The organism is Agromyces subbeticus DSM 16689 (assembly GCF_000421565.1).
Lineage (GTDB): Bacteria > Actinomycetota > Actinomycetes > Actinomycetales > Microbacteriaceae > Agromyces > Agromyces subbeticus.
The window spans coordinates 1-25,164 of record NZ_ATXG01000021.1; the positions used below are offsets into that span (position 1 = coordinate 1).

Here is a 25,164-nt window from a genome sequence, read left to right on the forward strand (position 1 = left end):
AGCTGGGTGGACAACACCCAGGCGTCGTCGATCTGGCGTTGCATGGTGCGTTCGGGCACGTGCAGTGCGGTCGCCAGTTCGGCGGTCACGCTGCGCCGCGCCATCTCACGCCGCCGCACCGGTGACAGGCTGGGTGCCACGAACGCCTGCTCGGCGTGCAGCGCGTACGACACGGTCAGGAAGATCACGTCGACCCGCATCGCGGCATGCATCGCCTCGATGCGTTGCGCGTGCACCGCAGCCTCGACCAGCTGCGCCAACCCGTCTTGCGCCCTCGCATACGGCGACGCCCCAAGCTCGAGACCATGACCGACGTTCAGCGAAATGCCGGATGAGGTGGCGTTTCGAGGTGCGATCGGCATGCTGCCAGCCTACCGGAAATCGAACGTATGTTCGAGGGTTGTGGAGAACTTTCCCTGTGGCGCGTGCACGTTCGCAACACAGCCGTCGTCGCGACATCCGCCGCCGGGTTCGGCAACTGCTCCTGCGCACCGGCCGAACGCAGCGATACGCTGACGCACGAGGGGCGACACGACGCACGGCACACAAGGGGGCGGCATGTGGTGGAACCGGAAGCACGAGCCTGACGGACCGAACGACGCCGACGCCGATGTCGTGGCGGCAGCACCGCCGCCCCCGCATCGCACGGCGTTCCTGCTCGTCGGGCTCGGTGGCGCGACCGTCGCCGCGTTCGGCATCGCCGCAATCGGCTCCATGTTCGCCTCGGTCTTCCTCGCGCTCGTGCTCACGATCTGCGTGCACCCGATTCGCAATACGCTCCAGCGCCGGGGCGTGCCTCGCGGGCTCGCGAGCTTCTCGGTGCTGCTCGCCGTTGTGCTGCTGCTCGGCGGGTTCGTCTTCGCCCTGCTGGTCTCGTTCGGCCAGTTCGCGACGCTGCTGCCCGACTATGCGCCGCAGTTCGAGGAGTGGCTGGCCGCAGTCGCGTCGTGGCTCTCGGGTCTCGGCATCGGCGCCGATCAGGTCAGCGCGATACTCGGTTCCTTCGACCCTGCGAACATCGTCGGGTTCCTCGGCGGTTTCGTGAGCGGTCTGCTCGGCGGCGCGGCCGGTCTCATCTCGGGTGCCGTGGTGCTGTTGACGATGCTCATCCTCATGGCGATGGACTCCTCGTACGTGCCCGCGGTCGTGGCCGGCATCCGATCGAAGCGCCCGGCGCTCGGCGCCGCCCTCGTGCGGTTCGCCACCGGCGTGCGCCGGTACATGGTCGCGACGACGGGGCTGGGCGTGGCGCAAGGGCTGATCAACTGGCTCGCCCTCGCGATCATGGGCATCCCGGGCGCAGCGCTCTGGGGCATGCTGTCGTTCCTCTGCAGCTTCATCCCGAACATCGGCTACTTCATCGCGATCGTGCCGCCACTCGTCTTCGGCGCGCTCGTCGGCGGCTGGCCCATGGTGGTGGCCGTGATCGTCGTGTACGGCGTGATCAACGGAGTGATCCAGTCGATCATCCAGCCGAAAGTCGTCGGCAATGCCGTGTCGCTCAGCCAGTCGCTCACCTTCGTCTCGGTGCTGTTCTGGGCGATCGTGCTCGGCCCGATGGGCGCGATCCTCGCGATTCCGCTGACACTGCTCGTGCGCATGCTGCTCGTCGACTCGAATCCCTCGATGGGATGGGTGCGGCCCGCCCTCGGCGAACTCGACGAGACGAAGCTGCGCGTGGCTGCCGACGACGCCGAGGCTGCAGAGTTGCGGCACGCGAAGCGCGCGGCCGCGGCATCCGCCACAGGTCATCGCGTGCACTGAGCCGCGGCCAGACGAGTCGACCGGTCGCTTCAGGCGAGCGGATGTCGCCGCACGCGAACGGATGCCGCAGCAGACGAGATCGGGCGCCGGCACAGTGGCCGGCGCCCGATGCTCCTCAGGGCAACGTCGTCGTCACTCGCGCGACAGCATCGCGAGGGCCTCGAGCTCGAGGTCGAGGTACTGCTCTTCACTGATGTCGACGGTGACCTCGAGCAGCTTTCCGCCTGTGAACGGGAACGGGTTCGTGTACTGCCGGCTCACCGTGTCGGCGCTGTCGTAGCCCACGCAGAGTCCGTCGCCGCAGAGCGTGAACTTGCCGATCTGCGCACGCATCGGCCCCTCGGCGACGACCTGGTCGTCGACGTAGAGCTTGCAGGTGCCGACCGATTCGCCGTGCTCGCCGGCGCTCTCGCGGATGAACTCCATTCCGAGGGCGTGCGGCCCGGGGGCGAGTTCGGCCGAGACGAGCGTCTGCTCGGGCGGAATGCCGAGGAAGTTGTAGACGTAGTGCAGCTTGTCGTCCTTGATGAACAGGGCGTGCCCGCCGAAGCGCGAGCCGTGCGCGAAGATCACGCCCTGTGCGCCCTCGTCGAGATGTGCGTCGGCGATGATCTTGAACGATCGGCCGCGCACGTTCACGGCCGTGCTCTCGGGCACCGCGACGGTGTCGGGGTAGTACACGTAGCGCGTGCGCGGCGCCTCGGCCTGCGGCCGCTCGATCGTGAGCTGCTCGCGGGCGACGCGGTCGTCGAGCGGCAGCACGTTATTGCGCTCGGCCTCGCTGAACCAGAGATCGATGAGCTCCTTGAGCTTCTCAGGGTGCTCGGCGGCGAGGTCGTGCGCCTCTGCCCGGTCGACCTCGACGTGGTAGAGCTCCCAGCGGTCGTCGTCGAAGTGGCCCTTGCCGCTGATCGGCGCGTGGATGGCGGCGGCCTTCCAGCCGTCCTTCCAGATGCCGCGCGTGCCGAGCATCGCGTAGTACTGCACCGACTTGGTCGTCGCCGCATCGGGGTCGGCGTCGAAGCTCGGTCGCATCGAGACGCCGTCGAGGGGCCGCTGCTTCACGCCGCGGTACACGTCGGGCATCTCGATGCCGATGACGTCGAGCACCGTCGCGACCACATCCGTCGAGTGGTGGTACTGGTGACGCAGCTCGCCCTTCGCGGCGATGCCCTTGGGCCAGTGGATGACCATCGGGTCGCATGTGCCGCCCGCGAACTGCGAGTAGCGCTTGAACATCTGGAACGGCGCCGAGAACGCGGCCGCCCAGCCGGTGGGGTAGTGGTTGTAGGTGTCGGGCGAGCCGAGCTTGTCGATCATCGCGAGGTTCTCGGCGAGGTCGTCGGGGTAGCCGTTGAAGAACTTGTTCTCGTTGACCGAGCCGTCGGGGCTGCCCTCACCGGAGGCGCCGTTGTCGGCGCAGTAGAAGACGATCGTGTTCTCGAGTTGCCCGGTCTCTTCGAGGTAGTCGATGACTCGCCCGACCTGGGCGTCGGTGTACTCGCTGAACCCGGCGAAGACCTCGGCGAAGCGCGAGAACAGGCGCTTCTCGTCATCGCTGAGGGTGTCCCACGGCTTCACGAAGTCGGCCGCATTGGCCACATCGTCGGGCAGGGGATTGAACGGGGTGAGCGGCGTACCCTCGGGCATGACGCCGCGGTCGATCATGCGCTGCAGCACCCACTCGCGGTAGGCCTCGTAGCCGTCGTCGAAGGCGCCCTCGTACTTGGCGATGTACTCCTCGGGGGCATGGTGCGGCGCGTGGTTCGCGCCGGGGCAGAACCACATGTACCAGGGCTTCGACGGGTTCGACGACTGCTGGTTGCGCAGGATCTGGAGCGCCTGATCGGCGAGGTCCTTCGACAGGTGGTAGCCCTCTTCGGGCGAGTACGGCGCCTCGATGAAGTGGTTGTCTTCGACGAGGTCGGGGTACCAGTTGTTCGTCTCGCCGCCGAGGAACCCGTAGAAGCGGTCGAAGCCCATGGCGAGTGGCCACTGCGAGCGGTTGCCGCCGCTCGAGACGTCCTCTTCGGGCACGTTGTGGTTCTTGCCGAGCCAGAACGTCGAATACCCGTTGTCTTGCAGCACGTGTCCGATGCTCGCGCACTCCTCGGGGATGCGGCCTGAGAGGCCGGGGAACCCGTTCGTGCCCTCCATGATCACGCCCATGCCGTTCGCGTGGTGGTTGCGGCCGGTCAGGAAAGTGGATCGTGTGGGCGAGCACAGGGCGGTCGTGTGCCACTGGGTGTAGGTCAGCCCGTTCGCAGCGAGTCGGTCCATCGTGGGCATGTTGATGCGGCCGCCGTAGGGCGACCACGACGCCATTCCGGTGTCGTCGTAGAGCACGACGAGCACATTGGGCGCACCCTCCGGAGCTTTCGGCAGCTCGTACGGCGCCCAGTCGGGCACCGAATCGCGAACGTCGAGCTTGATCGTTCCCTTGAACTCTTCTGACATGGCGGAGCCCCCTCCTCGTCGGGGCGGTTCGTTCCGGCCCCTTCGTTCGACGCTAGCGAGGAAGCGGCCGCGATGGAAGGGTGAGCGGTCGGGCCGGCGCCTTCCCCCGCCCGGGCATCCTCGATATGGTGACGACATCTGACACGTCAGTCGCGATGGCACACCACCGCGACGCGGCCCGGGGGAGGGCGATGCGCAGCAGCGGCGAAGATTCATCCGTGGTCCACGAATCGGGCCCCGAAGGGCCAACACGACAGCGGCGACTGCTCGACGCGCTCGCCGTCTTCCTGCTCGCAGCGGTCGCCGTGCTGACCGCGTGGTGCGGGTTCCAGTCGTCGAAGTGGGGCGGCGAGATGTCGATCGCGTTCAGCCAGGCCTCGAGCGCGCGGGTGACGGCGACCGACTGGGCGAGCCAGGCGCGGGATGCCAGGTCGAACGATCTTTCCATCTGGGCGCAGTGGGTGCTCGCCACCGACCAGGGCGACGCGCAACTCGCGACCTACATCGAGGACCGGTTCTCACCGGAGTTCGATGCGGCATTCGACGCCTGGACCGAGGACGGCCGGGTCGAGCGCGGCCCGTTCATGCGCAGCGAGTACGTTCCGCCGGGCACCGTCGAGGCCGCCGCGGCCAACGAGCGAGCCGACGAACGGTTCGAGCAGGCGCTGGCGAACAACCAGCGCGGCGACGACTACTCGCTGCTGACGGTGATGTTCGCCCTCGTGCTCTTCCTCACCGCGATGTCGCAGCGCGACATGCAGCCATGGGTGCGCCATGTGCTGCTCTCGGCAGCCGGCCTGTTCGCGGTGACGGCGTTGATCGTGATGCTGACGTTCCCGGTCAAGATCTGACGTTGCGCCCGCCCGTCGACATGCGAAGAGGGCCGGATGCCGCGGCATCCGACCCTCTTCACCTGTCGAGTTCGATCAGACGTTCTGCGTGGAGTGCGCGAGCGCCTTCGCCTTCAGCAGGTCGTACTCCTGCTGGTTGATGGTGCCCGAATCGAGCAGACCCTTGGCCTTCGCGATCTCGTCGGACGGGCTGTGCGCTCCGGCCGCCTGGCGGATGTAGTCGTCGGTCGCCGACTGCACCTGCTGGGCCTGCTTCTGCGAGCGTTCGGCCATGCCGTTTCCGCGGGCGATCAGGTAGACCAGCGCGGTCAGGAACGGCACGAAGATCAGGAAGAGGATCCACACCGCCTTCCACCAGCCGTTCAGCTTGTGATCGCGGAACAGGTCTCCGATGATCGCGAACAGGGCGAAGAGGTATGCCGTGAATGCGAAGATCCACAGGAACCACCAGATCAGGTCCCAGAAGTTTGCCCAGAGACTCATGTGCGCAGCCTTTCGATACAGAGAATCGAGCGCCCCCCATGAGCGCTGCTGTGGCGAACCTATCGCCTGACGGCACGTCGAGTCCACAGCCGAGGCGGGCGCGGCGATACTCTGGCCGCGGGAGGCACGCATGGGGGAATTGCTGCAATCGCTCGACATCGACGGATGGAGCCTGTTCTTCGCGGCCATCACGCTCGTGGCCGCGTGGATCGCCGCGTGGCTCGCCCGCAAGGGCATGCGTCGACTGCTCGTGCGGGTGCCGTCGCTCTCGGAGACCATGCAGACGCTGCTCGTGCGCATCGTCAGCTACACGATCATCGTCGTCGGCATCGGGGTGGCGCTGAGCTTCTTCGGCGCCTCGGTGCAGCCACTGCTCGCGGCGGCCTTCATCATCGTGGTCGTGCTGGTGCTCGTGCTGCGCGGCGTCGCCGACAACTTCGCGGCCGGGGTCGTGCTGCAGACCCGCCGGCCGATCGCGCTCGGCGACGAGATCGAGAGCGAGGGCGTCGTCGGCAAGGTCGTCGAGCTCAACGGCCGCTCGGTCGTCGTGCGCACGACGAACGGTCAGACGCTGCACCTGCCGAACTCCAACGTGCTGCAGAACGCGCTCGCGAACAACTCCGAGCACGGTGCGCGGCGCAGCGAGGTGCAGGTGAGAGTCGACGCGCACGGGCTCGAGCAGCAGGAGTTGCGCACCGCCATCGCCACGGCGGCGAGCGATGCCGCGGGTGTTCACCGGCACGAACCGGTGCTCGTGCGAGCCGTGACCCGCTCCGCGGAGCGCGACGTCTTCCGCGTGCTCTTCTGGCACCACCCACTGCACCAGGCCGCCGTGCAGTCGGCAGTGGTCGATGCCGTCGCGGCCGAGCTCGCCTCGCGCGAACTGCGCTCGGTCGTCACGAGCGACCTCCCGCCCGCCCCGCTGACCCCGAGCGAAGGGATCTGAGATGACCCTCGCCCAGCCGCCGAGAGATCCGGATGCGTCGCCGCGCCGGCTGCTCGTGCTCGCCGTGCCCGCGCTCGCCATCGGCGTCGTCTCGGCGCTCGTGCTGTGGCTGCTCGACGAGGTCTCGGGCGGCCTGCGCGATCTCATCTGGGAGGCCGTTCCGGGAGCCCTCGGCGTCGACCCCGCCGGCTGGTGGATCCTGCTCGTGCTCACGGTCACCGGCTTCGCGGTCGGCCTCGCCCTTCGCTTCTTCCCCGGTCACGGCGGGCCCGACTCGGCGACGACCGAACTCGTCGATGCGCCACTGCCGCTGACCACCCTGCCCGGGCTCGCGGTCGTCACCGTGCTCGGCCTCGCCGGTGGTGTGAGCCTCGGCCCCGAGAATCCGATCATCGCGATCAACGCCTCGATCCTCGTGGCGCTGTTCGCGCGATTGATACCGAAGATGCCCGAGGCGCTCACGCTGATGCTCGCCGCCTCCGGCACGATCGGTGCGCTGTTCGGCACGCCCGTGGCCGCGGCGCTCATCTTCACCGGCATCGTGGCGGCGCTGAAGTCGGGCGGCTCGCTGTGGGATCGCCTGTTCCTGCCCGTTGCGGCGGCCGGCGCCGGTGCGTTCACGATGCACTTGCTGGGCGCCCCGCCGCTCGCGTTCGAGCTGCCGGCATCGGGTGCGCTCGACGCCCTCGACCTCGTGACCGGGGTGCTCGTGGCATGCGGCGCCGTGGTGGTCGGCCTCGCCGCGCTCGCCGCGTTCCCGTGGGTCTACCGGGCTCTGCACGCCCTGCGGCATCCCGTGCTGATTCCGACCGTGGGCGGTGTGCTGCTGGGCCTCCTCGGCATGCTCGGCGGTCCGATCACGATGTTCAAGGGCCTCTCGGAGATGGGCGACCTGCTCACGAACGCCGACGACTACAGCGCTGCCGAGCTCGCGGCGATGGCCGGCATCAAGATCCTCGCGGTGCTCATCGCGGCGAGTGCGCTCTTCCGTGGTGGTCGGGTCTTCCCGGCCACGTTCATCGGCGTCGCCCTCGGGCTGCTCGGTCACGCCCTGATCCCGGCGCTGCCCATCGGGCTCGCGGTCGCCTGCGGGGTGCTCGGCATCCTCCTCGTCGTGACGCGCGAGGGCTGGATCGCGCTCTTCCTCGCCGTCGCCGTCACGGGCGACGTCTCGCTCCTGCCCGCGCTGTGCGTCATCATGCTGCCGGCGTGGCTGCTCATGACTCGCGCTCCCGAATTCCGCATCGAACCCGCGAGCGAAGGGGAGCGCTCGGCGGCATCCGCTCGCTAGGGTCTGGAGAGACGGGAGGGGACCCGGCATGCAGAAACCGCTCGCAGGACTCGGTCGCAGAAACGTGGTGCGCGAACTGACGGCAGGGGTCACCCTGCTCGCGATCGCGATTCCGCTCAACATCGGCTACGCCCAGATCGCGGGGCTGCCGCCGACGGCCGGCCTGTACGCGCTGATCGTGCCCACGGTCATCTACGCGCTCGTGGTGTCGTCGCGGCAGCTCGTCGCGTCACCGGATGCCGCGGCCGCCGCCCTCGTCGCCTCGTCGATCGGCGGCCTCGCCGCGGCGGGCAGCGCCGACTACGCGACGCTCGCGCTCGCGCAGGCGATCCTCTGCGGCATCATGTTCCTGCTGCTGGCCGTCTTCAAGCTCGGGTTCCTCGCGAACTTCCTGTCGAAGCCGATCCTGGTCGGCTTCGTCGGCGGCCTCGCCCTCGACATCCTCGTGAGCCAGATCGCCAAGATGCTCGGCGTGAAGATCGACTCGGGCGGCGAGTTCGTCGACAAGGTCGTCGGCCTGGTCTCCGGTCTCGGCACGCTCAACGGCTGGTCGGTGCTCATCTCGATCGCCGCCGTGGCGGTGCTGCTCCTCGGCAAGCGGTTCGCGGGCATGGTGCCGTGGGCGCTCGTGGTGCTCGTGCTCGCGACGATCCTCGTGGTCGTCGCCGGACTCGACGATGCCGGAGTGGCCGTGCTCGGCGCGGTGCCTGCGGGGCCGCCAGCGCTCACCTGGCCGGTCATCGACTGGTCGATGTGGCTCGTGCTGATTCCCTCGGCGATGGCGCTCACCCTCGTCACCACGGCTGAGGGGCTGCTCGTCTCCCGCTCGTACGGCGAGAAGCGCGGCTATCCGACGAGTCCGAACCGCGACCTCTTCGCCTTCGGCCTCGGCAACATCGCCGCGGGTGCGAGCGGCAGCTTCGCCGTCGGATCCTCGACGTCGCGCACCGCGGCGATGGACCAGGCGGGGTCGCGCACGCAATTGCCCTCGCTCGTGCTGGCCGTCGGCACGCTGCTGCTCCTGCTCTTCGGCACGGCGCTGCTCGCCGACATCCCGTCGCCCGCGATCGGCGCGATCGTCGGCGTCGCGATCCTGCCGCTGCTCGGCATCGGCGACTTCGCCCGCCTCTGGAAGGTCGACCGCTTCGAGTTCGCGATCGGCGCCGTGTGCTTTCTCGTCACCCTGTTCGTCGGCTCCATTCCCGGCATCCTCGTGGCGTTCGTGCTCGCGCTCATCAATCTCGCCAAGCGCGCTGCCAACCCCGCCATCGACGTGCTTGCGAGCAGCGGCGAGCCGAGCGATTCGCTGCTCGCCGACGCGCCCACCGGCCAGGTCACCGCGCCCGGCGTCATCGTCGTGCGCCTGGCCGCCCCCCTCTTCTTCGCCAACGGCTCGGTGTTCGCCGATGCCGTGAAGCGTGCGGTGAAGGCCGCGCCCGAGGCATCCGTGCACCACGTCGTCGTCGATATGGAGGCCGTCACCGACGTCGACGTCACGGGCGCGGAGGCCTTCGAGAGCCTGCAGACATGGCTCGCGGCGCACGACATCGAGCTCGGCTTCAGCCGCATGCGGCCCGAGGCCCGCGCGCGCCTCGAGACGCTCGGGCTGCTCGGCACGCACCGGGTCTACGAGACCAATCGGGCCGCGCTCGTCGCCCTCACCGAACCGGCGAACTGACACGACACTCGACACGCCACGACACACGACACTCGACACGACAACCGACGCGGCATCCGCCTCAAAGGAGTAGAACCACATGGGATCAGTCATCGGGGACATCCTGCCCCTCGCTCTCGGCGTCGCGATCAGCCCGATTCCGATCATCGCGGCGATCCTCATGCTGCTCTCGCCGAAGGCGAAGGGCACGAGCGTGGGCTTCCTGATCGGCTGGGTGCTCGGCATCGTCGTCGCGATCGTGGCGTTCACACTGCTCGCCTCGATCATTCCCGAGGGCGACCCCGATGCCTCCAAGCCGATCGCCGGGTGGATCAAGATCCTGCTGGGCATCGGGCTCCTGTTCCTCGCGCTCAAGCAGTGGCGCGGGCGCCCGCAGCACGGTGAGGCGGCTGTGCTGCCGAAGTGGATGTCGGCGATCGACTCGATGACCCCGGTTCGAGCGCTCGTGCTCGGGTTCCTGCTCTCGGCCGTCAACCCGAAGAACCTGCTGATGGCCGTCGCGGCCGGTGTCATCATCGGCACGGGTGGGCTGAGCGGCGGCGAGATCACCCTCTCGATCGTGATCTTCACGCTCATCGCCGCGTGCTCGGTCGCGGTTCCCGTGATCGCCTACCTGCTCGCGTCGAAGCAGATGGCTCGCCCGCTCGAGGCGCTGCACGCCTGGCTCGTGCAGAACAACGCCACGGTCATGGCGGTGCTGCTGCTCGTCATCGGGGTCGTCGTCATCGGCAAGGGCATCGGCAGCTTCTGATGGCGGATGCCGCAGGCCCGGGTCTCGCGCACGGCACCCGGATGCTCGTCACCCTCGCCGCCGCGATCATCGTGTTCGCCGGCATCTGGTTCGCGCGCGATCTGCTCGCGCCGGCCGCGCTCGCCGCGGTCGTGGTGATCATCGCGCACCCGGTGCGTCGCCCGCTCGAGCGGCGCGGATGGCCGAGCTGGCTCGCGACGACCTCCGTGATCGTGGTCGCGTACCTGATCCTCGCGGCGCTCGCGGTGATGCTCGTCGTGGCATCGGTGCAGTTCGTCGGCATGATCCCCGACTACGCCGACGAGCTGCAGGCGACGGCCATGGGCATCGCCGAGTGGCTCGAGTCGCTCGGGCTCGGCGACGAGGCCGGCGATGCTGCGGCCTCGGCGATCGAGCCCGGCAACCTCGTGGCCATCGGCACGGCGATCGCCGATGCCGTGCTCGGCTTCGCGACGGCGTTCTTCTTCGTGCTCGCCTACGTGATCTTCATGGCGGCGGATGCCTCGGCGCTCGGGCGGCGCGGCCGGGTCTTCGGCACCGTGGCCGGCGATGCGATCGGCGCCCACTACTTCACGAGCGTGCGCCGCTACTACGTGGTCAACGCGACGTTCGGACTCATCGTCGCGGTGCTCGACGGCCTCGTGCTGTGGGCCATCGGGGTGCCGATCCCGATCGTGTGGGCGATCCTCGCCTTCGTCACCAACTTCATCCCGAACATCGGCTTCGTGATCGGCGTGATCCCGCCGGCGGTGCTCGCGCTCGTGGTCGGCGGCTGGCCGCTCATGCTCCTCGTGATCGCCGTGTACTCGGTGATCAACGTCGTGCTGCAGGTGCTCGTGCAGCCGAAGTTCGTGAGCGACGCGGTGGGCCTGAGCCTCACGCTCACGTTCTTCTCTGTCGTGTTCTGGGCATTCGTGATCGGCCCGATCGGCGCCATCCTCTGCATCCCACTCACCCTGCTGGTGCGGGCGCTGCTCCTCGAACCCGATACCCGGGCTGCATCGCTGCGCCGGCTGTCGGGCGACCCGCACGTGACGTAGCCGGCTCCGATTCGTTCGCTGGGGATTCACGAAAAACGGTGGCGCACGAAGATGTCGCGCGCGTAGGGTGCAGAACACGTGAAGGGGGAGAACATGGCGGAATTCGAGTACGGTCCCGTGGACCTGTACCTGGTGGGGTTCGAGGGAGACCGGCCTGATGACGGCAGTCTCGAGGCGATTCGCGAGCTGATCGAGGGCGGCGAGATCCGGCTGCTCGACTTCCTCGTGATCTCCAAGGCCGACGACGGCGCGGTGTCGATCACCGAGTTCGCAGATGTGAGCGACGAGTACGGCTTCGGCACGGTCGAGCTCGAGGCGATCGGCCTCGTCGCCGACGAAGACGCCATCGCGCTCGCCGAGGGCATTCGGCCCGGCACCTCGGGTGCGCTGCTCGCGATCGAGCTCGTCTGGGCGAAGCGGCTCGCGTCGCGGTTCGCCGCCGCGGGCGGCATCGTGCTGCAGACCGAACGCATTCCCGCGCCGGTCGTCAACGCCGCGCTCGCCGACGCCGAAGAGGAGTAGAAGATGCCGTTCAGAAGAATGGGACGCCCGGGCCTCATCGGCCTCGCCGCCCGCACCGCCGTCGTCGCCGGAACCGCCTCCGCGGTCAGCGGCGGCATGGCGCGCCGCCAGCAGGGCAAGGCCCAAGACCAGTACGAGCAGCAGCAGTACGAGGCGCAGCAGCAACAGGCGCAGATCGATGCCGCCGCCCAGCAGGCCGTGTCGCAGCAGCAGGCCGCGATGGGCGTCGCGGCGCAGCAGCAAGCGGCAGCGGCTGCTCCCGCTGCGGCTGCCGCGACCGCACCGGCCGGCGGCACCGACCTCGTCGCCGAGCTGCAGAAGCTCGCCGCGCTGAAGGAGCAGGGCATCCTGAGCGACGACGAGTTCGCCGCGGCCAAGGCGAAGCTGCTCGGCTGAGGCGTGACCGGCCATAATCGATCGTCGCAGCGGGTGGAACCCCTGTCGTCGATCCATTCGACCTGCCTAGGGTGAGGCATGACCGTCACGCTCAGGGGTGTCTCGACCATCGTTCCGTCCACCGTGCTCGTGCAAGACCAGGTTCGCGACGTGTTCGCGGCGCAACCGGGCCTCAATCGCCTCGGCCAGCGCATCGTCGCGACCTCGTTCAACGTCTCGGGCATCGAGACGCGCTACACGGTGCTCGACGAGCTCAGCTTCGACGCGCACCCGGATGAACCGGTCTTCTTCGACGTCGAATCCGGCGAGCTGCTCTTTCCCGGCACGAAGGTGCGCAACGAGATCTACGCGGCAGAGGCCACCCACCTCTACGTCGAGGCGGGCCGCGCGGCCATCGCGGCGACGCCGGGCCTCGAGGCATCCGATGTCACGCACGTGATCACCGTCTCGTGCACCGGCTTCTACGCACCTGGGCCCGACTTCATGATCGCCCGCGAACTCGGCCTCGACCCCGGCGTCGAGCGGTACCACCTCGGCTTCATGGGCTGCTACGCGTCGATCCCGGCGTTGCGCATCGCGTCGCAACTCGCGAAGGCGGATGCCTCGGCGGTCGTGCTCGTCGTCTCCGTCGAGCTCTGCACGCTGCACCTGCGCACCTCGAACGACCCCGACACGATCGTCGCGTCGTCGCTCTTCGCCGACGGTGCCGGAGCCGGCATCGTCACGGCGCGCCCACTCGAACCGGGCGAGCGCGCCTTCGACCTCGACCGGTTCGCGACGCGCATCACGCCCGTCGGCGAGAGCGACATGGCGTGGAAGATCGGCGACCACGGCTTCGAGATGGTGCTCTCCAACGCGATCCCGGCGATCATCGACGACCACATCACCGGTGCGCTCGAGCCGCTCTTCGCGCACGATGACGCGCTCGCCGAGGCGCTCGCGACGGATGCCTCCTCCGACGCGATCGAGCACTGGGCGATCCACCCCGGCGGTCGCAGCATCCTCGACAAGGTTGAGTCGCGACTCGTGCTCACCGAGGCGCAGCTCGTGCCGGCTCGCGAGACGCTGCGCGACTTCGGCAACATGTCGAGCGCGACGGTGCTGTTCGTGCTGCGCAACATCCTGCACTCGGATGCCGCCGCCGACGGCGACCGCGTCGCGGCGATGGCGTTCGGCCCGGGCCTGACCGTGGAGTCGGCGCTCATGACCATCCGGGTCTGATCATGCTGCGCGACTCGCTCATGACTGTTCGAAGGTGATCTCGTGCACAACTCCGGATATCTTCGCCGGCACGCCGGCGGAATCCGCGGCACGCGCGGCGTTTCGCCGCGTCGCTCCGGAGTTGTGCACGCCGGCGGGCTCGGCATGCGCGACGAACTCGCAAGCGAGCTGATGGACGACCCCGGGGCCGACCCCGAGATGCTCTCGAAGACCTACGAGCGGTTCCGGCTGGTGAACGCCGTCGTGTCGGGCGAGCGCGCGGTGTACCGGCGGTGGGTGCGCCCGCGGCTCTCACCGGTGTGGGGCACCCGGCTCGTCGACATCGGCTCGGGCAGCGCCGACCTGCCGCGGCGACTGCTGCGCTGGGCGAAGGCCGACCGGCTGCTGCTCGAGATCACGGCGATCGATCCCGACGCGCGGGCCATGGAGTGGGCGGCGGCGCAACCCCCGATGCCCGGACTCACCCTGCGCCGAGCGCTGAGCAGCGAACTCGTCGAGACGGGAGAGCGCTTCGACCTCGTGCTCTCGAACCACGTGCTGCACCACCTCGACGGGCACGAGTTCGGCGCCCTCCTGCGTGACAGCGAGCTGCTGCTCGGGCCGGGCGGCATCGCCGTGCACGGCGACATCGAGCGCACCCGCCTCGGCTACGCGGGCTTCTGGCTCGGCACGCTGCCGTTCGCGGGCAATCTGCTCGCCGGGTCGTACATACGGCCCGACGGGCTCACGTCCATCCGACGCAGCCACACGGCCGCCGAGCTCGCCGCGGTGCTGCCCGACGGGTGGGCGGTGCGCCGGGCGTTCCCGTCGCGACTCGAGGTCGTGTGGGGCGCGGATGTCTGAGGCATCCGATGTTCGCAGCGGTGGCGATCGCAGCGGCGCCGATCGTATGGGCGCCGATCGTATGGGCGCCGATCGCATGCACGACGTCGTGATCGTGGGCGGTGGCCCGGTCGGCCTGCTGCTCGCGTGCCTGCTCGCCCGGCGCGGGCGCGATGTCGTCGTGCTCGAACGTCGCACGGAGCGCACGGGCCGGTCGCGGGCGATCGGCATCCACCCGCCAGGGCTCCGCGCGCTCGGCCGCGCCGGCGTCGAGACCGAGGTGCGAGCGGCCGCGGTCGAGATCGGCGAGGGCCGGGTCACGTGCGAGGGGCGGGTGCTCGGCGCGATGTCGTTCCGCGGCGCGGGGTCGGTGTGGTCGCTGCCGCAGCTCGAGACCGAGGCGCTGCTCGAACGGCGGCTCGCCGAGCTCGCCCCGGACGCGTTGGAGCGCGGCGTCGAGGTGGTCGGCATCCGCGACCGGGGCACTCACCTCGAGATCACTGCCGAGCGGGGCGGCGAGCCGGTCGAGATCGCCGCCAGGGTTGAGATCGCCGCGCGGTACGTGGTCGGTGCCGACGGCGTGCGCAGCGGCATCCGGAGCCTCGTCGGCATCGGCTGGCACGCCTGGCCGGGCCGGGCGCACTACGTGATGGGCGACACGCGCGACGACACCGGCGAGGCCGCGACGGCGCTGCTGCACTTCGAGCCGGCCGGCGTGGTCGAGTCGTTCCCGATGCCGGGGCAGCGGCGACGGTGGGTGGCGTGGGTGCGCCGGCCGCCGGCGCGGCTCGATGCCGGCGTGCTCGCGACGATCGTGGCGAGCCGCACCGGCGACACGCTCGACGAGGCGACGGCCTCGGCGCCGAGCGGCTTCGAGGCGCGGCAGCACCTGGCCGAGCGGATGGCGCACGGCCGAGTCGCCCTCGTCGGCGACGCAGCGCACGAAGTGAGCCCCATCGGCGGCCAGGGCATGAACCTCGGCTGGCTCGACGCGCTCGCGCTCGATCACGAGCTGGCGGCAGCGCTCGATGCGGGCGCGCCGTTCGAGGCGTTCGAGCGCTACGCGCGCACGCGCCGCAGTGCAGCGGCGCGTGCCATGCGGCAGGCCGCGTTCAACATGGCGATGGGTGCGCCCGCCGCGGGCCTCCGCCTGCGGCTGCGCAACGCCGCGGTGCGCACCCTCTCCGTGCCGCCGCTGCGAGCCGTGCTCGCCCGCGCGTTCACGATGCGCTGGCTCTGACGCGCAGGCGTTCGACCGTGCCCGCGCTCGCTCCCATCCGGATCCGCTTCCGCGGGAGTACCCGATGTGCGGTTGAGTGCGGATCGCGCGCGGAGATGCGGCACTCAGCGGCGCATCGGGTACTCAGGCGCCGCGGGTGCGGAACCGGGTCAGAGGGTGATGCGGGTGAGGAGGAAGACCGGGATCACGCGGTCGGTCTTCGTCTGGTAGTCGGCGTACGACGGGTACGCCTCGACGGCGCGCGCCCACCAGGTCTCGCGCTCGTCGCCCTCGAGCTCGCGCGCGACGTAGTCGTGCTTCTCGCTGCCGTCCTGCAGCTCGACGTGCGGGTGCTTCGTGACGTTCCAGTACCAGACCGGATGCTTCGGCGCCCCGCCGAGCGACGCCACCGCGGCGTACTCGCCATCGTGCTCGACGCGCATGAGCGGCGTCTTGCGCAGCTTGCCCGACTTTGCGCCGACGGTCGTCAGCAGCATGATCGGGCGCCCCTGCAGGTCGTTCGATTTCTGCCCGTCGGATGCCTCGAACGCCTCGGCCTGCTTGCGGGCCCAGCTCGACGTACCCGGTTCGTACTCGCCTTCCAGCGGCATGTGTCCTCCTCGATGGTTCTTCGAACACAACCCGCCGTCGCGCGGCGGCATTCCATCAACGTTCGAGTGCCCGCAGCGCGAGCCATGCGGCGGTGCGGTCGTCGGGGCTGCCCATCGAGAGGCCCGTGAGCTCCTCGATGCGATGCACGCGATTGGCGAGGGTCTGGCGGTGCACGCCGAGCTGGTCGGCGGCGATGCCCCACGAGCCGTGTTCGGCGAGGTAGACCCGCAGGGTGCGGGTGAGCTCGCCGTGCTCGCCGTCATCGCCGCGCAGCGCGTCGAGCACCTGGGCGAGACGGGCTCCGTCGCCGGCATCGAGGCGATCGAGCACGAGGGCGACCGTGGGCAGCGCCCGGTAGCGCGACACCGCGCGACCGTCGGTCACCGCGAGGTCGAGCGCCTGCCTCGCCTCGGCGGCCGTGCGCGCGAGCGCGTCGGATGTCGCAGGGGAGCCGAGCCCCAGACGCAGGGGCGTTCGCGCATCGGCCGTGAAGTCGTCGACCCGGCGCACGAGCTCATCGACACGGTCGTCGCGGAGGAAGCCGAGCAGGTGCCCGGCCTCTTCGGTGATGAGATGGGCGCTGCCGAGCTCGTCGAGCCAACGCGTCACGAGGCGCTCGAGGTCGACCGACTTCGAGCGTGCGGTCACGGCGAATCCCGTGAGCGAGGCCTCGTGCACGCCCCAGCGGCGAAGCAGGGCGGCGGCCGGCGGCCCGCCGTCGAGCAGGGTGCCGATCATCACTTCGCGACCGAGTCGTTCAGTCGTCGTGCGATCGTGCGTGCGCAGGATCAGATCGAGCAGGGCCGCCGCCTGCGATGCCAGGTCGCGGCCGCGGCTCATCGAACCCTCGCGCGACGAGATGACGAGGTAGGCGCTGAGGTCTTCGCCGATGCCGACGGCATGCACCTGCAGCCCCGGATGCCGCACCCGCACGGGCCGGTTGAACGCAACCGCCACAGCGTCTTTCACGTGCAGGCCGCCGGCGCCCGCGGTCGAGATCACGTGGCCGTGCGGATCGAGCAGCACCGCCCAGCCGTCGATGCGCCGCGCCAGCTCGGCGATCACGGCGCTGACCCCGCCGCGTCGCGCCACTTGCGTGAGCACCTTCGTGCCGGTGGTCACGAGTCGGTCTTCGGCGGCCTGGTCGGTGGCGAGCAGCGCGACGAGCAGCGGATGCAGCACGGTGTCGACCGCGGTGGCGCCGATGATCGCCGTCACCCCGGCCGCTTCGACGGCTCGGCGCAGCGCGCGGCTCGCGCCGTGGGTCACGATCACCGCACCGCGGAGCGCATCGACGCGCGGCCCGCCGGCGCTCAGCGCATCGACCGCGGGTTCGGCCGCAGCCACCACGAGGGTCGCGAATCCCGGGTGGCCGACCACGCTGAACTCGTCGAGGCGGATGGCGGCGTCGACCGGCGTCGCATTCGCGACGGCGTCGCCGATGAGCTCGCCGCCGAGCACGCGGGCGATCGAGAGCACGTCACGGGCCATGCCTCGAGTGTACGAAATGCCGAGACATCCGTCGCCTCTTCGACATTCTTCACAGTGACGCGGCGGTGCGACCGTGCCTAGCATCGGGCGTACCCCCAGCACTGATCCAAGGGAGCATCATGAAAGCCATCGTCTTCCGCGCACCGGAGACGCCGATCGAGGTCGCCGATGTCGAGCTCGCCGCTCCCAAGGCCGGCGAGGTTCGCGTCAAGATCGCGGCGGCGGGCGTCTGCCACTCCGACCTGCACGTGAAGCGAGGGGAATGGGACGCCCCGGCACCGCTCGTCATGGGTCATGAGGGGTCGGGCGTGGTCGTCGAACTCGGCGAGGGCGTCACGTCGCTCGCCGTCGGCGACCACGTGGTGCTCTCATGGGTGCCGCCGTGCGGCGAGTGCCGCTACTGCCGCTCGGGCCACGAGGCCCGTTGCCAGAAGGTCGCAACGATCGTCGCTCCGAAGGGCGTGCTCTTCGACGGCACCTCGCGGTTGTCGCACGGTGAGGAATCGCTGCACCACTACCTCGGGGTCTCGTCGTTCGCCGAGGAGGTCGTCGTGCCGGCATCCGGCGCCGTGAAGGTGCGCGACGACGCCCCACTCGATGTCGTCGCCGTCGTCGGCTGCGCCGTCGCGACCGGCGTGGGCGCGGTGCTCAACACGGCCGCCGTCGAACCGGGTGCGACCGTCGTCGTCATCGGATGCGGCGGGGTCGGCCTGAACGTCGTGCAGGGTGCCCGGCTCGCCGGGGCGGAGCGCATCGTCGCGATCGACGTGCGCGCCGACAAGACCGCGCTCGCCGTGCAGTTCGGCGCGACCGACCAGATCGATGCCTCGCAGGTCGACGCCGTCGAGGCGCTCTTCGAACTCATCCCCGACGGGGTCGACTACGCGTTCGACGCGATCGGACGCACCTCGACGACCGAGCAGGCGATCCGCATGCTCGGCCTCGGCGGTGCCGCCGTGATCGTCGGCCTCCCGCCGACCGGCGCCAAGGCCTCGTTCGAGCCGCTCGTGCTGGCCGAGGCCGACCAGCGCATCCTCGGCTCGAACTACGGCTCCGTTCGCCCCTCCATCGACATCCCGGCGCTCGTCGACCGCTACATGGACGGCCAGTTGCTGCTCGACCCCCTGATCTCGGCGCGCCGACCGCTCGCCGAAGCCGCCGCTGCGTTCGACGACCTCGAATCCGGCGAAGCACTGCGCACGCTGCTCATTCCCTGATCCAATCGTCATCACCCGACTCACTGGAGAGCTCAATGACTTCCCCCACCACCAAGGCGCCGGCGGCCCGCGCCGATGCGCCGGTCGACGCCGGGCTCCGCCACGGCGTCATGAGCGGGCCCGAGCTGGCCGCCCAGGCGATCGCCAACATCGCACCGAGCGCTGTCATCGCGTTCACCGCGGCCGCGATCTACCTCGGCGCCGGCAACGGCACCGTGCTCTCGTTCGTGCTCGCCACGCTCGTGATCCTCGCTGTCGGCTACTGCGTCGCCGTGTTCGCGAAGCGGCACGCATCGGCCGGATCGCTCTACACCTACGTGGCGAAGGGGCTCGGGCCGTTCGGCGCCTACCTCGCGGGCGTCGCGCTGCTCGTCGGCTGCTGGGGCATCGCCGCCGGCTCGCTCGGTGGCGCGGTCTCGTACATGAACCAGTTCCTCGTGCTCATGGGCGTGCCGGCCGAGGGCGTCGGCTGGCAGATCGCACTCGCGATCGTGCTCGGCGGGCTCGCGACGCTCTTCACCATTCGCGGCATCCGTCTCTCTGCTCGCGTCTCGCTCGTGCTCGAGCTCGTGTCGGTCGCCATCATCCTGGTGCTCCTCGTGCTCGCGCTGGTGTGGGCCGGGCCGGCCGCATGGGACCCCGCGCAGTTCTCGTTCGAGGGCGTGCCGCTGCAGGGTGTCGCCGCGGGCATGGTGCTCGGCATCCTCGGGTTCGTGGGCTTCTCGTCGGCCGATGCGCTCGGCCGTGAGGCGAAGAACCCGTACACCGCGATTCCGCGGGCCATCATGTGGAGCGCCGTCACCGTCGGCGTGCTCTACGTGTTCGCCGCGTACACGCAGATCGCCGTGCTCGGCGAAGGGCTCGCCACGAGCGCGAGCCCGCTCGAGGACATCGCGACGAAGATCGGCATGCCCGGATGGTTCGCGCCGATCCTGACCTTCGGCGTCGGCGCCTCGTTCTTCGCCGTCGTGGTCGCGCCGCTCAACGTCGTCGGCCGCATCATCTACGTGATGGGCAAGGAGGGCGTAGTCGCCGAGCGGTTCGGCCGCACGCACGAACGCCACCTCACGCCGCACCGGGTGCTGCTCGTCGCCGGCCCTGCGGCCATCGCGCTCGACATCGTGCTGCTCGCGATCGGGGTGCACCCGATGGACATCGTCGTGTGGGTCGACACCTACGGTACCTACGGCTACATGGTCGCCTACGCGCTCGTCGCCATCGCGTGCGTCGTCTACACGCGGCGCGAGAAGATGCGCAACGGCCTCGTGTGGGTCTGCGCGACCGTCGCCGTCGTCGCCATGGCCTACGTGTTCTTCGCGAACGTCGTGCCGGTGCCGGCGTGGCCGCTGAACATCATTCCCTACCTGTTCCTGATCACGATGATCGCGGCACTCGCGTGGTACCAGTACCTCGCGAAGCGCCGCCCCGAGGTCATCCGCAACATCGGCAACACCGAGACCGACGCGCTCGAGGGCGTCGGCTAGGTCGCCGCAGAGACCCGCGCTTCGTCGTCGTCATGCGGTGGCGGGGCGTGGCTGAACCCCGCGCCTCCCCGGCCCCCCAATCGGCCGGGGAGGCGCGGTCATGTTCTGGGGCTTCGGCGACGCTCGGGTGCGGCGCTCGAACACTGGCTAGAGCCGGGCGCCTCTCGTACCACCACCTCGTGCTGCTGCCGGCGGGAGTGCGCGCGCTCGCCGCGGCGCAGCCCGAGTCGACGGTGCGGCAGCTCATCGACGGCGGTTCATAGCCCAACTCGACAGACCTGCCGCGCCTCAGAGTTGCGGACGCAGCACGTCGTAGGCCCAGGAGGCCAGTGTCGTCGGCGTGGTCGTGCGAACTGAGCGGGGCTGCTCGGCAACGAATCCGTCGAGGAAGCCGGTCGACATGCCGAGCATCGCCTCGACGCCCGCGGCCGGCATGCCGGCGTCGAGCAGGCCGCTGCGCATCGCGTCGGCGGAGATCTGCTCGACCGCCAGCGGGCGGCCCGTCGCCGCCGAGACGATCTCGGCGACCCTTCGCCACGAGAGATCTTCGGGGCCGTGCACCGCCTGCACATGCCGGCCGCTCCACTCGCTCGAGAGCAGACGGGTGACCGCGACCTCGGCGATGTCGCGCGGAGCCACCCATGCCAACGGGTGGTCGACCGGAAAAATCACCTGGAGTGCACCCGATCGCACCTGGTCGAGTTGCAGCTCGAGGTTCGTGAAGAAGTACCCGCACCGAAGATGGGTCACGCTCGCGGCCGTGGCGTCGAGCGCGACTTCGGTGGCTGCGAGGCCGTCGATCTCGCCCACGCCGTGACGCTTCTCGGCCCCCACACTGCTCTGGAACACCACGCGAGGGATGCCGTTCGCCTCGACCGCGCGAACCACGCTGGCCGAAGCCCGGTCGTAGTCGTCGAGCGGATCGGCGCTGGTCGTGGGCGGGTCGACCCAATAGAGCGCGTCGACGCCAGCCGTCGCCTCGGCCACGGCGTCGCCGTCGAATTGATCCACCGCGACGGCGTCGACGATCGGCCGGACTGCGGCGGGCAGATGCTCGGGGTGTCGTGCGAGCACGAGGGGTCGCACTCCCGCTCGCACGAGCATGGCGACCACGTGGTGGCCGACGTGCCCGGTCGGAGTGGTGACGGCGATTCGCATGTGGTCTCCTCTCGACGGACTGACCGTTCCACGGTATCGACGACGACTGACACACCAGGTCCGCTGCCCACGGCCGCGAAACTTGTGGTCTCATAGACGGCCGGGGCCACCTCACGTCACCGGTTCGCGGGCTCCCATCCGAGGCTCGGCGCGACGTGCTCGGCGAAGGCCGCGATGAGCCGCAGGTTGAACTCGACGCCGAGCTGGCTCGGGATCGTGAGCATGAGCGTGTCGGCCTCGCGGATCGCGGCATCGCGCAACAGCTGCTCGACGAGCTTGTCGGGGGTGCCCGCATAGGTCTTGCCGAAGGTCGAACGCATGCCGTCGATGTAGCCGACGCCGTCGCCGTCTTGACGGCCGCCGAAGTAGAGCTCGTCTTCGGCCGTCGTGATGGGGAAGATCGAACGGCTCACCGACGTGCGCGGCTCGCCGGGGTGGCCGGCCTCGCGCCAGGCTTCGCGGAACGTCTGGATCTGCTGCGCCTGCAGCTCGTCGAAGGGCATGCCGCGGTCTTCGGTGAGCAGGGTCGACGACATGAGGTTCACGCCGCGGCGCCCGGCCCATTCGGCCGAGTCGCTGTTGCCGGCGCCCCACCAGATGCGCGAGCGCAGGCCGGGGGAGTAGGGCTCGATGCGCTGCAGGCCGCTCGCGCCGCCGAACGGCGACGAGGCATCCGCTTCGGCGATGCCCTTGCCCTCGACGGCGTCGAGGAACCGGTCGAAGTGCTCGCGGGCGATGTCGGCGCCGCGGGGGTCCTGCGAGCCGGTGTAGCCGAAGGCCTCGTAGCCGCGCACGACCGTCTCGGGCGATCCCCGGCTGACGCCGAGCGCGAGTCGGCCGCCCGAGATGAGGTCGACGGCCGCCGCCTCCTCGGCGAGGTGCAACGGGTTCTCGTAGCGCATGTCGACCACGCCGGTGCCGACCTCGATGTGCCGGGTGCGGGCCGCGATCGCCGCGAGGAGCGGCATGGGCGACGCCTGCTGGCGGGCGAAGTGGTGCACGCGGAAGTACGCGCCGTTCACCCCGAGCTCGTCCATGGCCTGCGCGAGATCGATCGCCTGCAGCATGGCATCGCCGGCCGAGAGTTCGCGACCGCCGCCCAGAGGGCCGTAGTGTCCGAATGAGAGCGTTCCGAAGCGTTGCACGACTGGTGGAACGACCGGGCCTCAGGGTCTATTCCGGTGCATGGATGCCGCGACCACGGCTGCAAGGTCGTCGGTGCGCGCTCGGTCGGCGGCAGTTAGGGGCGATCGGCGGCGGATGCCTCGGCGGCGGCCGCCTGCGCGATCCGCTGTTCGAGGTCGCGGGCCTCTTCGGACAGTCGACGGATATGCTCCGCCCGGTACCGGCGGAGCGGCGTCTCGTAGACCTGGCGCGCCGCATCTGAAGAGCAGCCGAGTAGCTCGCGGATGCCGAGCACTGCAGCCTCGTCGGATGTCGCGGCGGCCACCGTCTCGAACACAGCGGCGAACTGCTTCTGAGCGCCGAGTATCGCGTGGGTGCCGTCAAGGCGTTCCTCGAGATCACGCCGCAGGTCGGGCGAAGACGCTCGCGGCCGCTCGTCGTGCGGCCGATACCGCTCGATGAGCTCGGCGGTGAGCTCCACCTCGAGTGGCGACTCGGTGCGCACGTCGAGGTCGACGAGCGTCGCGGAGATCTCGTGGCGCCCGGGCTTCCGATCCTTCCATTGGCTCCCGTCGAGGCGCACGCTCACGCGTGCGTACTCACCCGGACCGAGCGGGACCGCTGAGAAGCCTCCTCCGGCGAAGGCGAAGTACCCCGCCGCGGAGCTTCCGCCGGGCCCGGTGATGAACCCGATCGAGGCGAACGAGTCGCCGTCGGGTCGCCAGCGCTGGTCACCCGCGTTGACGATGTCAACGGCGAGGCGGCCGAAGTCGGGCTCCGAGCGGGTGACCTCCGGCCAGCGCAGCACGAGACCCCGGCTGCGCTCGGCGCGACTCGGCCGGAGACGCTGAGGTTCGGCGTGGACCTGCACGTCAGCGGGTGACTGCCCGTCTCGCGACCGTGCGTACGCGAGGGTCCACCATCCCGGACGGTCCGTCGTCGGCGCCCCGAGGAGCACGCCGTCGGCGCGCCGGGCGAGCACTCGCCACCCCGACGGTGCGTCGTCGGGGACGCCCTCGGTCGACACCTCGAACCCGAGCGTGCCGAGCGCGGTTGCGAGATCCGTGCCAGGCTCCGCGAGCGCTGAGCGCTCGACGGTGATGCTCCCGATCTGCGGCTGATCAGCGGATGCGTCCATGGCTGAAGCCTGCCACAGCGCCGCCGAGTCTGCTCAGGCGGGAGCGAGCACGAGCGAGAACTCGATGAAGCCGTCGGGCTCGACCGAGACGAATCCGAGGTTCGGCGCCTCGACGCCGAAGTCGGCGAAGGTGATCGGGATGCTTCCGGCGACCTGCCCGTCGGCGCCGTTCAGCACGGCCTCGAGTTCGACGCTGACCGAACGCGTGACTCCGGCGATCGTGAGGTCGCCGGTGGCTGTCACCGTCTGCACCTCGCCCGCGACGGGCGCGGCAGTTGCGGTGACCGGCGCGGTCAGCGTGAACGTCGCGGTCGGGAACTCCGACGTGCGCAGCGCGGTGTCACGGAAGTACGCGTCGCGATTGCCCGAGTCGGTGGCGATGGAGGCCATGTCGACGGTGATCTCGCCCGCGGTGAGGGTGTCGCCCTCGACGGTGAGCGAACCCGCGACCTCTTCGGTGCGGCCGACGACCGTGACATCCGTGCCGTTCAGCACCTCGTCGAGTCGGTAGCCGGCGTAGGAACCGGTGGCGACATTCCAGCTTCCGCTGAGGTCGGATGCCGCGGCCTCCGCATCCGTGCCGCTCGTCGCCGTCGGCGCCGCGGTCACCGACGGGGCGGCCTCGGCCTCGCCGACGATGACGTCGCGATAGAAGATCGGACCGGCGATAGCGGCGGTCGCGCCGAGCACGATCGCTCCGGCGACGATGGACACGGTGATGATCTTGGTGCGCTTCTGCATGCGTTCTCCCCGGTTCGGACTTCGAGCATTGCCGATGAACGTATGAGAAAGCATTGAATTCACCGTGACCGTGTGGAGATGACGGCGGATGACGCAGAATGGCGTGCATGAGCGACCCACGCGTGCTCGGGCCCGGCCTGCTTCCGACTCCCTTCACTGCCGACGAGATCCGCCGGGCGAGCGGCACGGGCAAGACGATCCGTCTCCTCGTCGAGGAGCCCGGCGGGCAGCGGTACGAGCGCGTCAATCGCTTCAGCAACTGCGACGACCAGGGCGCCACACTCGAGCGCTGGCGCGTTGCCGCCGATGGCGGCGTCGACGGCGAGGTCTCGACCGCCCGCGTGACCTGGCATGAGCTGCAGGGGCACGCCGCATTTCCGATCGAGCGCACGACCGTGACCGACGAGGTGCTCGAGCTGCCGATCGGGCGGCTCGCCTGCCGGCGCTACGGCGTTCATGGCGACGAGCCGGGCGAGCCGGACGAGTCGGCGGATGCCGCGGCGGAGACGTTCTGGTTCGCGGCCTCCCACCCGGGCATGCCGGTGCGCTACGAAGTGCCGACGCCCGCCGGCACGCAGCGCACGACCGTGATCGCCGTCGACGTGACGCACTGAACGGCGCTGGTGCACTGAACGACGCTGGCGCGCCACGCGGCATCCGTCTACCGTGATTCCCGGGGGAGATCCGGCGTCGAAATCGGAATACCAGCCCTCTCGCCAAAGTTGAGTTAACTACACTCAAGTTTTGAACGAAGGGA

The 25,164-nt window shown here is 69.8% G+C and carries 24 protein-coding genes; 15 read left to right on the forward strand and 9 right to left on the reverse strand.

Going from position 1 to position 25,164, the window contains the following annotated elements; all coding sequences use genetic code 11:
- A partial coding sequence (locus H521_RS24410) for a hypothetical protein (protein WP_040424869.1) occupies positions 1-362 on the reverse strand: 362 nt, incomplete at its 3' end.
- A gap of 196 nt (positions 363-558) precedes the next feature.
- Between H521_RS24410 and H521_RS24415 the strand changes: the two genes are divergently transcribed.
- A complete protein-coding gene (locus H521_RS24415) occupies positions 559-1,764 on the forward strand; it encodes an AI-2E family transporter (RefSeq protein WP_022894616.1) in 1,206 nt (401 codons plus the stop codon).
- Between the two features lie 132 nt (positions 1,765-1,896).
- Here H521_RS24415 and H521_RS0119105 read toward each other — a convergent pair whose 3' ends face one another.
- Complete coding sequence (locus tag H521_RS0119105) at positions 1,897-4,221, reverse strand: arylsulfatase (RefSeq protein ID WP_022894617.1); 2,325 nt, start codon at positions 4,219-4,221, stop codon at positions 1,897-1,899.
- A gap of 218 nt (positions 4,222-4,439) precedes the next feature.
- Between H521_RS0119105 and H521_RS0119110 the strand changes: the two genes are divergently transcribed.
- The gene (locus tag H521_RS0119110; RefSeq protein ID WP_040425066.1) at positions 4,440-5,072 is read left to right on the forward strand and encodes a hypothetical protein; all 633 of its coding nucleotides are present in this window, start codon (positions 4,440-4,442) and stop codon (positions 5,070-5,072) included.
- A gap of 75 nt (positions 5,073-5,147) precedes the next feature.
- On the opposite strand, the gene H521_RS0119115 is transcribed toward H521_RS0119110, so the two are convergent.
- Entirely contained in the window at positions 5,148-5,555 is a 408-nt protein-coding gene (locus tag H521_RS0119115) for an SHOCT domain-containing protein (RefSeq protein WP_022894619.1), read from the reverse strand.
- A gap of 130 nt (positions 5,556-5,685) precedes the next feature.
- Between H521_RS0119115 and H521_RS0119120 the strand changes: the two genes are divergently transcribed.
- The 10 genes from H521_RS0119120 (at position 5,686) to H521_RS0119165 (ending at position 15,462) form a co-directional block, all read left to right on the forward strand.
- Positions 5,686-6,501 (forward strand): mechanosensitive ion channel family protein, encoded by an 816-nt coding sequence (locus H521_RS0119120; RefSeq protein ID WP_022894620.1) that lies wholly within the window; start codon positions 5,686-5,688, stop codon positions 6,499-6,501.
- 1 nt (position 6,502) lies between these two features.
- On the forward strand, positions 6,503-7,792 hold the full coding sequence (locus tag H521_RS24420) for an ion channel protein (RefSeq protein WP_022894621.1): 1,290 nt from the start codon (positions 6,503-6,505) through the stop codon (positions 7,790-7,792).
- 28 nt (positions 7,793-7,820) lie between these two features.
- Positions 7,821-9,470, forward strand: a complete 1,650-nt coding sequence (locus H521_RS0119130) for a SulP family inorganic anion transporter (protein ID WP_022894622.1) — start codon at positions 7,821-7,823, stop codon at positions 9,468-9,470.
- A gap of 79 nt (positions 9,471-9,549) precedes the next feature.
- Positions 9,550-10,221 carry a GAP family protein gene (locus H521_RS0119135; protein WP_022894623.1) on the forward strand — a complete coding sequence of 224 codons (672 nt, stop codon included), beginning with the start codon at positions 9,550-9,552 and terminating at the stop codon, positions 10,219-10,221.
- Positions 10,221-11,261: an AI-2E family transporter gene (locus H521_RS24425; protein ID WP_051159360.1), complete on the forward strand. Its 1,041-nt coding sequence runs from the start codon at positions 10,221-10,223 to the stop codon at positions 11,259-11,261. Before H521_RS0119135 ends, H521_RS24425 begins: the two co-directional genes overlap by 1 nt.
- A gap of 93 nt (positions 11,262-11,354) precedes the next feature.
- Positions 11,355-11,783: a DUF6325 family protein gene (locus H521_RS0119145; RefSeq protein WP_026482489.1), complete on the forward strand. Its 429-nt coding sequence runs from the start codon at positions 11,355-11,357 to the stop codon at positions 11,781-11,783.
- 3 nt (positions 11,784-11,786) lie between these two features.
- A complete protein-coding gene (locus H521_RS0119150) occupies positions 11,787-12,179 on the forward strand; it encodes an SHOCT domain-containing protein (RefSeq protein WP_022894626.1) in 393 nt (130 codons plus the stop codon).
- A 78-nt stretch (positions 12,180-12,257) separates the two neighbouring features.
- Positions 12,258-13,400: a type III polyketide synthase gene (locus tag H521_RS0119155; RefSeq protein ID WP_022894627.1), complete on the forward strand. Its 1,143-nt coding sequence runs from the start codon at positions 12,258-12,260 to the stop codon at positions 13,398-13,400.
- A 42-nt stretch (positions 13,401-13,442) separates the two neighbouring features.
- The gene (locus H521_RS0119160) at positions 13,443-14,243 is read left to right on the forward strand and encodes a methyltransferase domain-containing protein (protein ID WP_245561021.1); all 801 of its coding nucleotides are present in this window, start codon (positions 13,443-13,445) and stop codon (positions 14,241-14,243) included.
- Complete coding sequence (locus tag H521_RS0119165; RefSeq protein ID WP_211215522.1) at positions 14,236-15,462, forward strand: FAD-dependent oxidoreductase; 1,227 nt, start codon at positions 14,236-14,238, stop codon at positions 15,460-15,462. The genes H521_RS0119160 and H521_RS0119165 overlap by 8 nt, the downstream gene beginning before the upstream one ends.
- Before the next feature lie 149 nt (positions 15,463-15,611).
- Here the strand turns inward: H521_RS0119165 and H521_RS0119170 are convergent, their stop codons facing one another.
- Both H521_RS0119170 and H521_RS0119175 read right to left on the reverse strand, forming a co-directional pair.
- A complete protein-coding gene (locus tag H521_RS0119170; protein ID WP_022894630.1) occupies positions 15,612-16,052 on the reverse strand; it encodes a nitroreductase family deazaflavin-dependent oxidoreductase in 441 nt (146 codons plus the stop codon).
- Between the two features lie 55 nt (positions 16,053-16,107).
- The gene (locus H521_RS0119175; protein WP_022894631.1) at positions 16,108-17,544 is read right to left on the reverse strand and encodes a PucR family transcriptional regulator; all 1,437 of its coding nucleotides are present in this window, start codon (positions 17,542-17,544) and stop codon (positions 16,108-16,110) included.
- 119 nt (positions 17,545-17,663) lie between these two features.
- Between H521_RS0119175 and H521_RS0119180 the strand changes: the two genes are divergently transcribed.
- On the forward strand, positions 17,664-18,761 hold the full coding sequence (locus H521_RS0119180) for a Zn-dependent alcohol dehydrogenase (protein ID WP_022894632.1): 1,098 nt from the start codon (positions 17,664-17,666) through the stop codon (positions 18,759-18,761).
- A gap of 35 nt (positions 18,762-18,796) precedes the next feature.
- Positions 18,797-20,245, forward strand: coding sequence for an APC family permease (locus H521_RS0119185; RefSeq protein ID WP_022894633.1), 1,449 nt, complete (start codon positions 18,797-18,799; stop codon positions 20,243-20,245).
- A 288-nt stretch (positions 20,246-20,533) separates the two neighbouring features.
- Here the strand turns inward: H521_RS0119185 and H521_RS0119195 are convergent, their stop codons facing one another.
- The 4 genes from H521_RS0119195 to H521_RS0119210 form a co-directional block, all read right to left on the reverse strand.
- Complete coding sequence (locus tag H521_RS0119195; RefSeq protein WP_022894634.1) at positions 20,534-21,403, reverse strand: NAD(P)H-binding protein; 870 nt, start codon at positions 21,401-21,403, stop codon at positions 20,534-20,536.
- Positions 21,404-21,519: 116 nt separating this feature from the next.
- Positions 21,520-22,548, reverse strand: a complete 1,029-nt coding sequence (locus tag H521_RS0119200) for an LLM class flavin-dependent oxidoreductase (protein WP_022894635.1) — start codon at positions 22,546-22,548, stop codon at positions 21,520-21,522.
- Positions 22,549-22,643: 95 nt separating this feature from the next.
- Complete coding sequence (locus H521_RS25240; protein ID WP_022894636.1) at positions 22,644-23,666, reverse strand: hypothetical protein; 1,023 nt, start codon at positions 23,664-23,666, stop codon at positions 22,644-22,646.
- A 33-nt stretch (positions 23,667-23,699) separates the two neighbouring features.
- Positions 23,700-24,407, reverse strand: a complete 708-nt coding sequence (locus H521_RS0119210) for a YceI family protein (RefSeq protein WP_022894637.1) — start codon at positions 24,405-24,407, stop codon at positions 23,700-23,702.
- Positions 24,408-24,514: 107 nt separating this feature from the next.
- Here H521_RS0119210 and H521_RS0119215 point away from each other — a divergent pair, with 107 nt between their 5' ends.
- Positions 24,515-25,021 carry a hypothetical protein gene (locus tag H521_RS0119215; protein ID WP_051159361.1) on the forward strand — a complete coding sequence of 169 codons (507 nt, stop codon included), beginning with the start codon at positions 24,515-24,517 and terminating at the stop codon, positions 25,019-25,021.
- Positions 25,022-25,164: the final 143 nt, after the last annotated feature.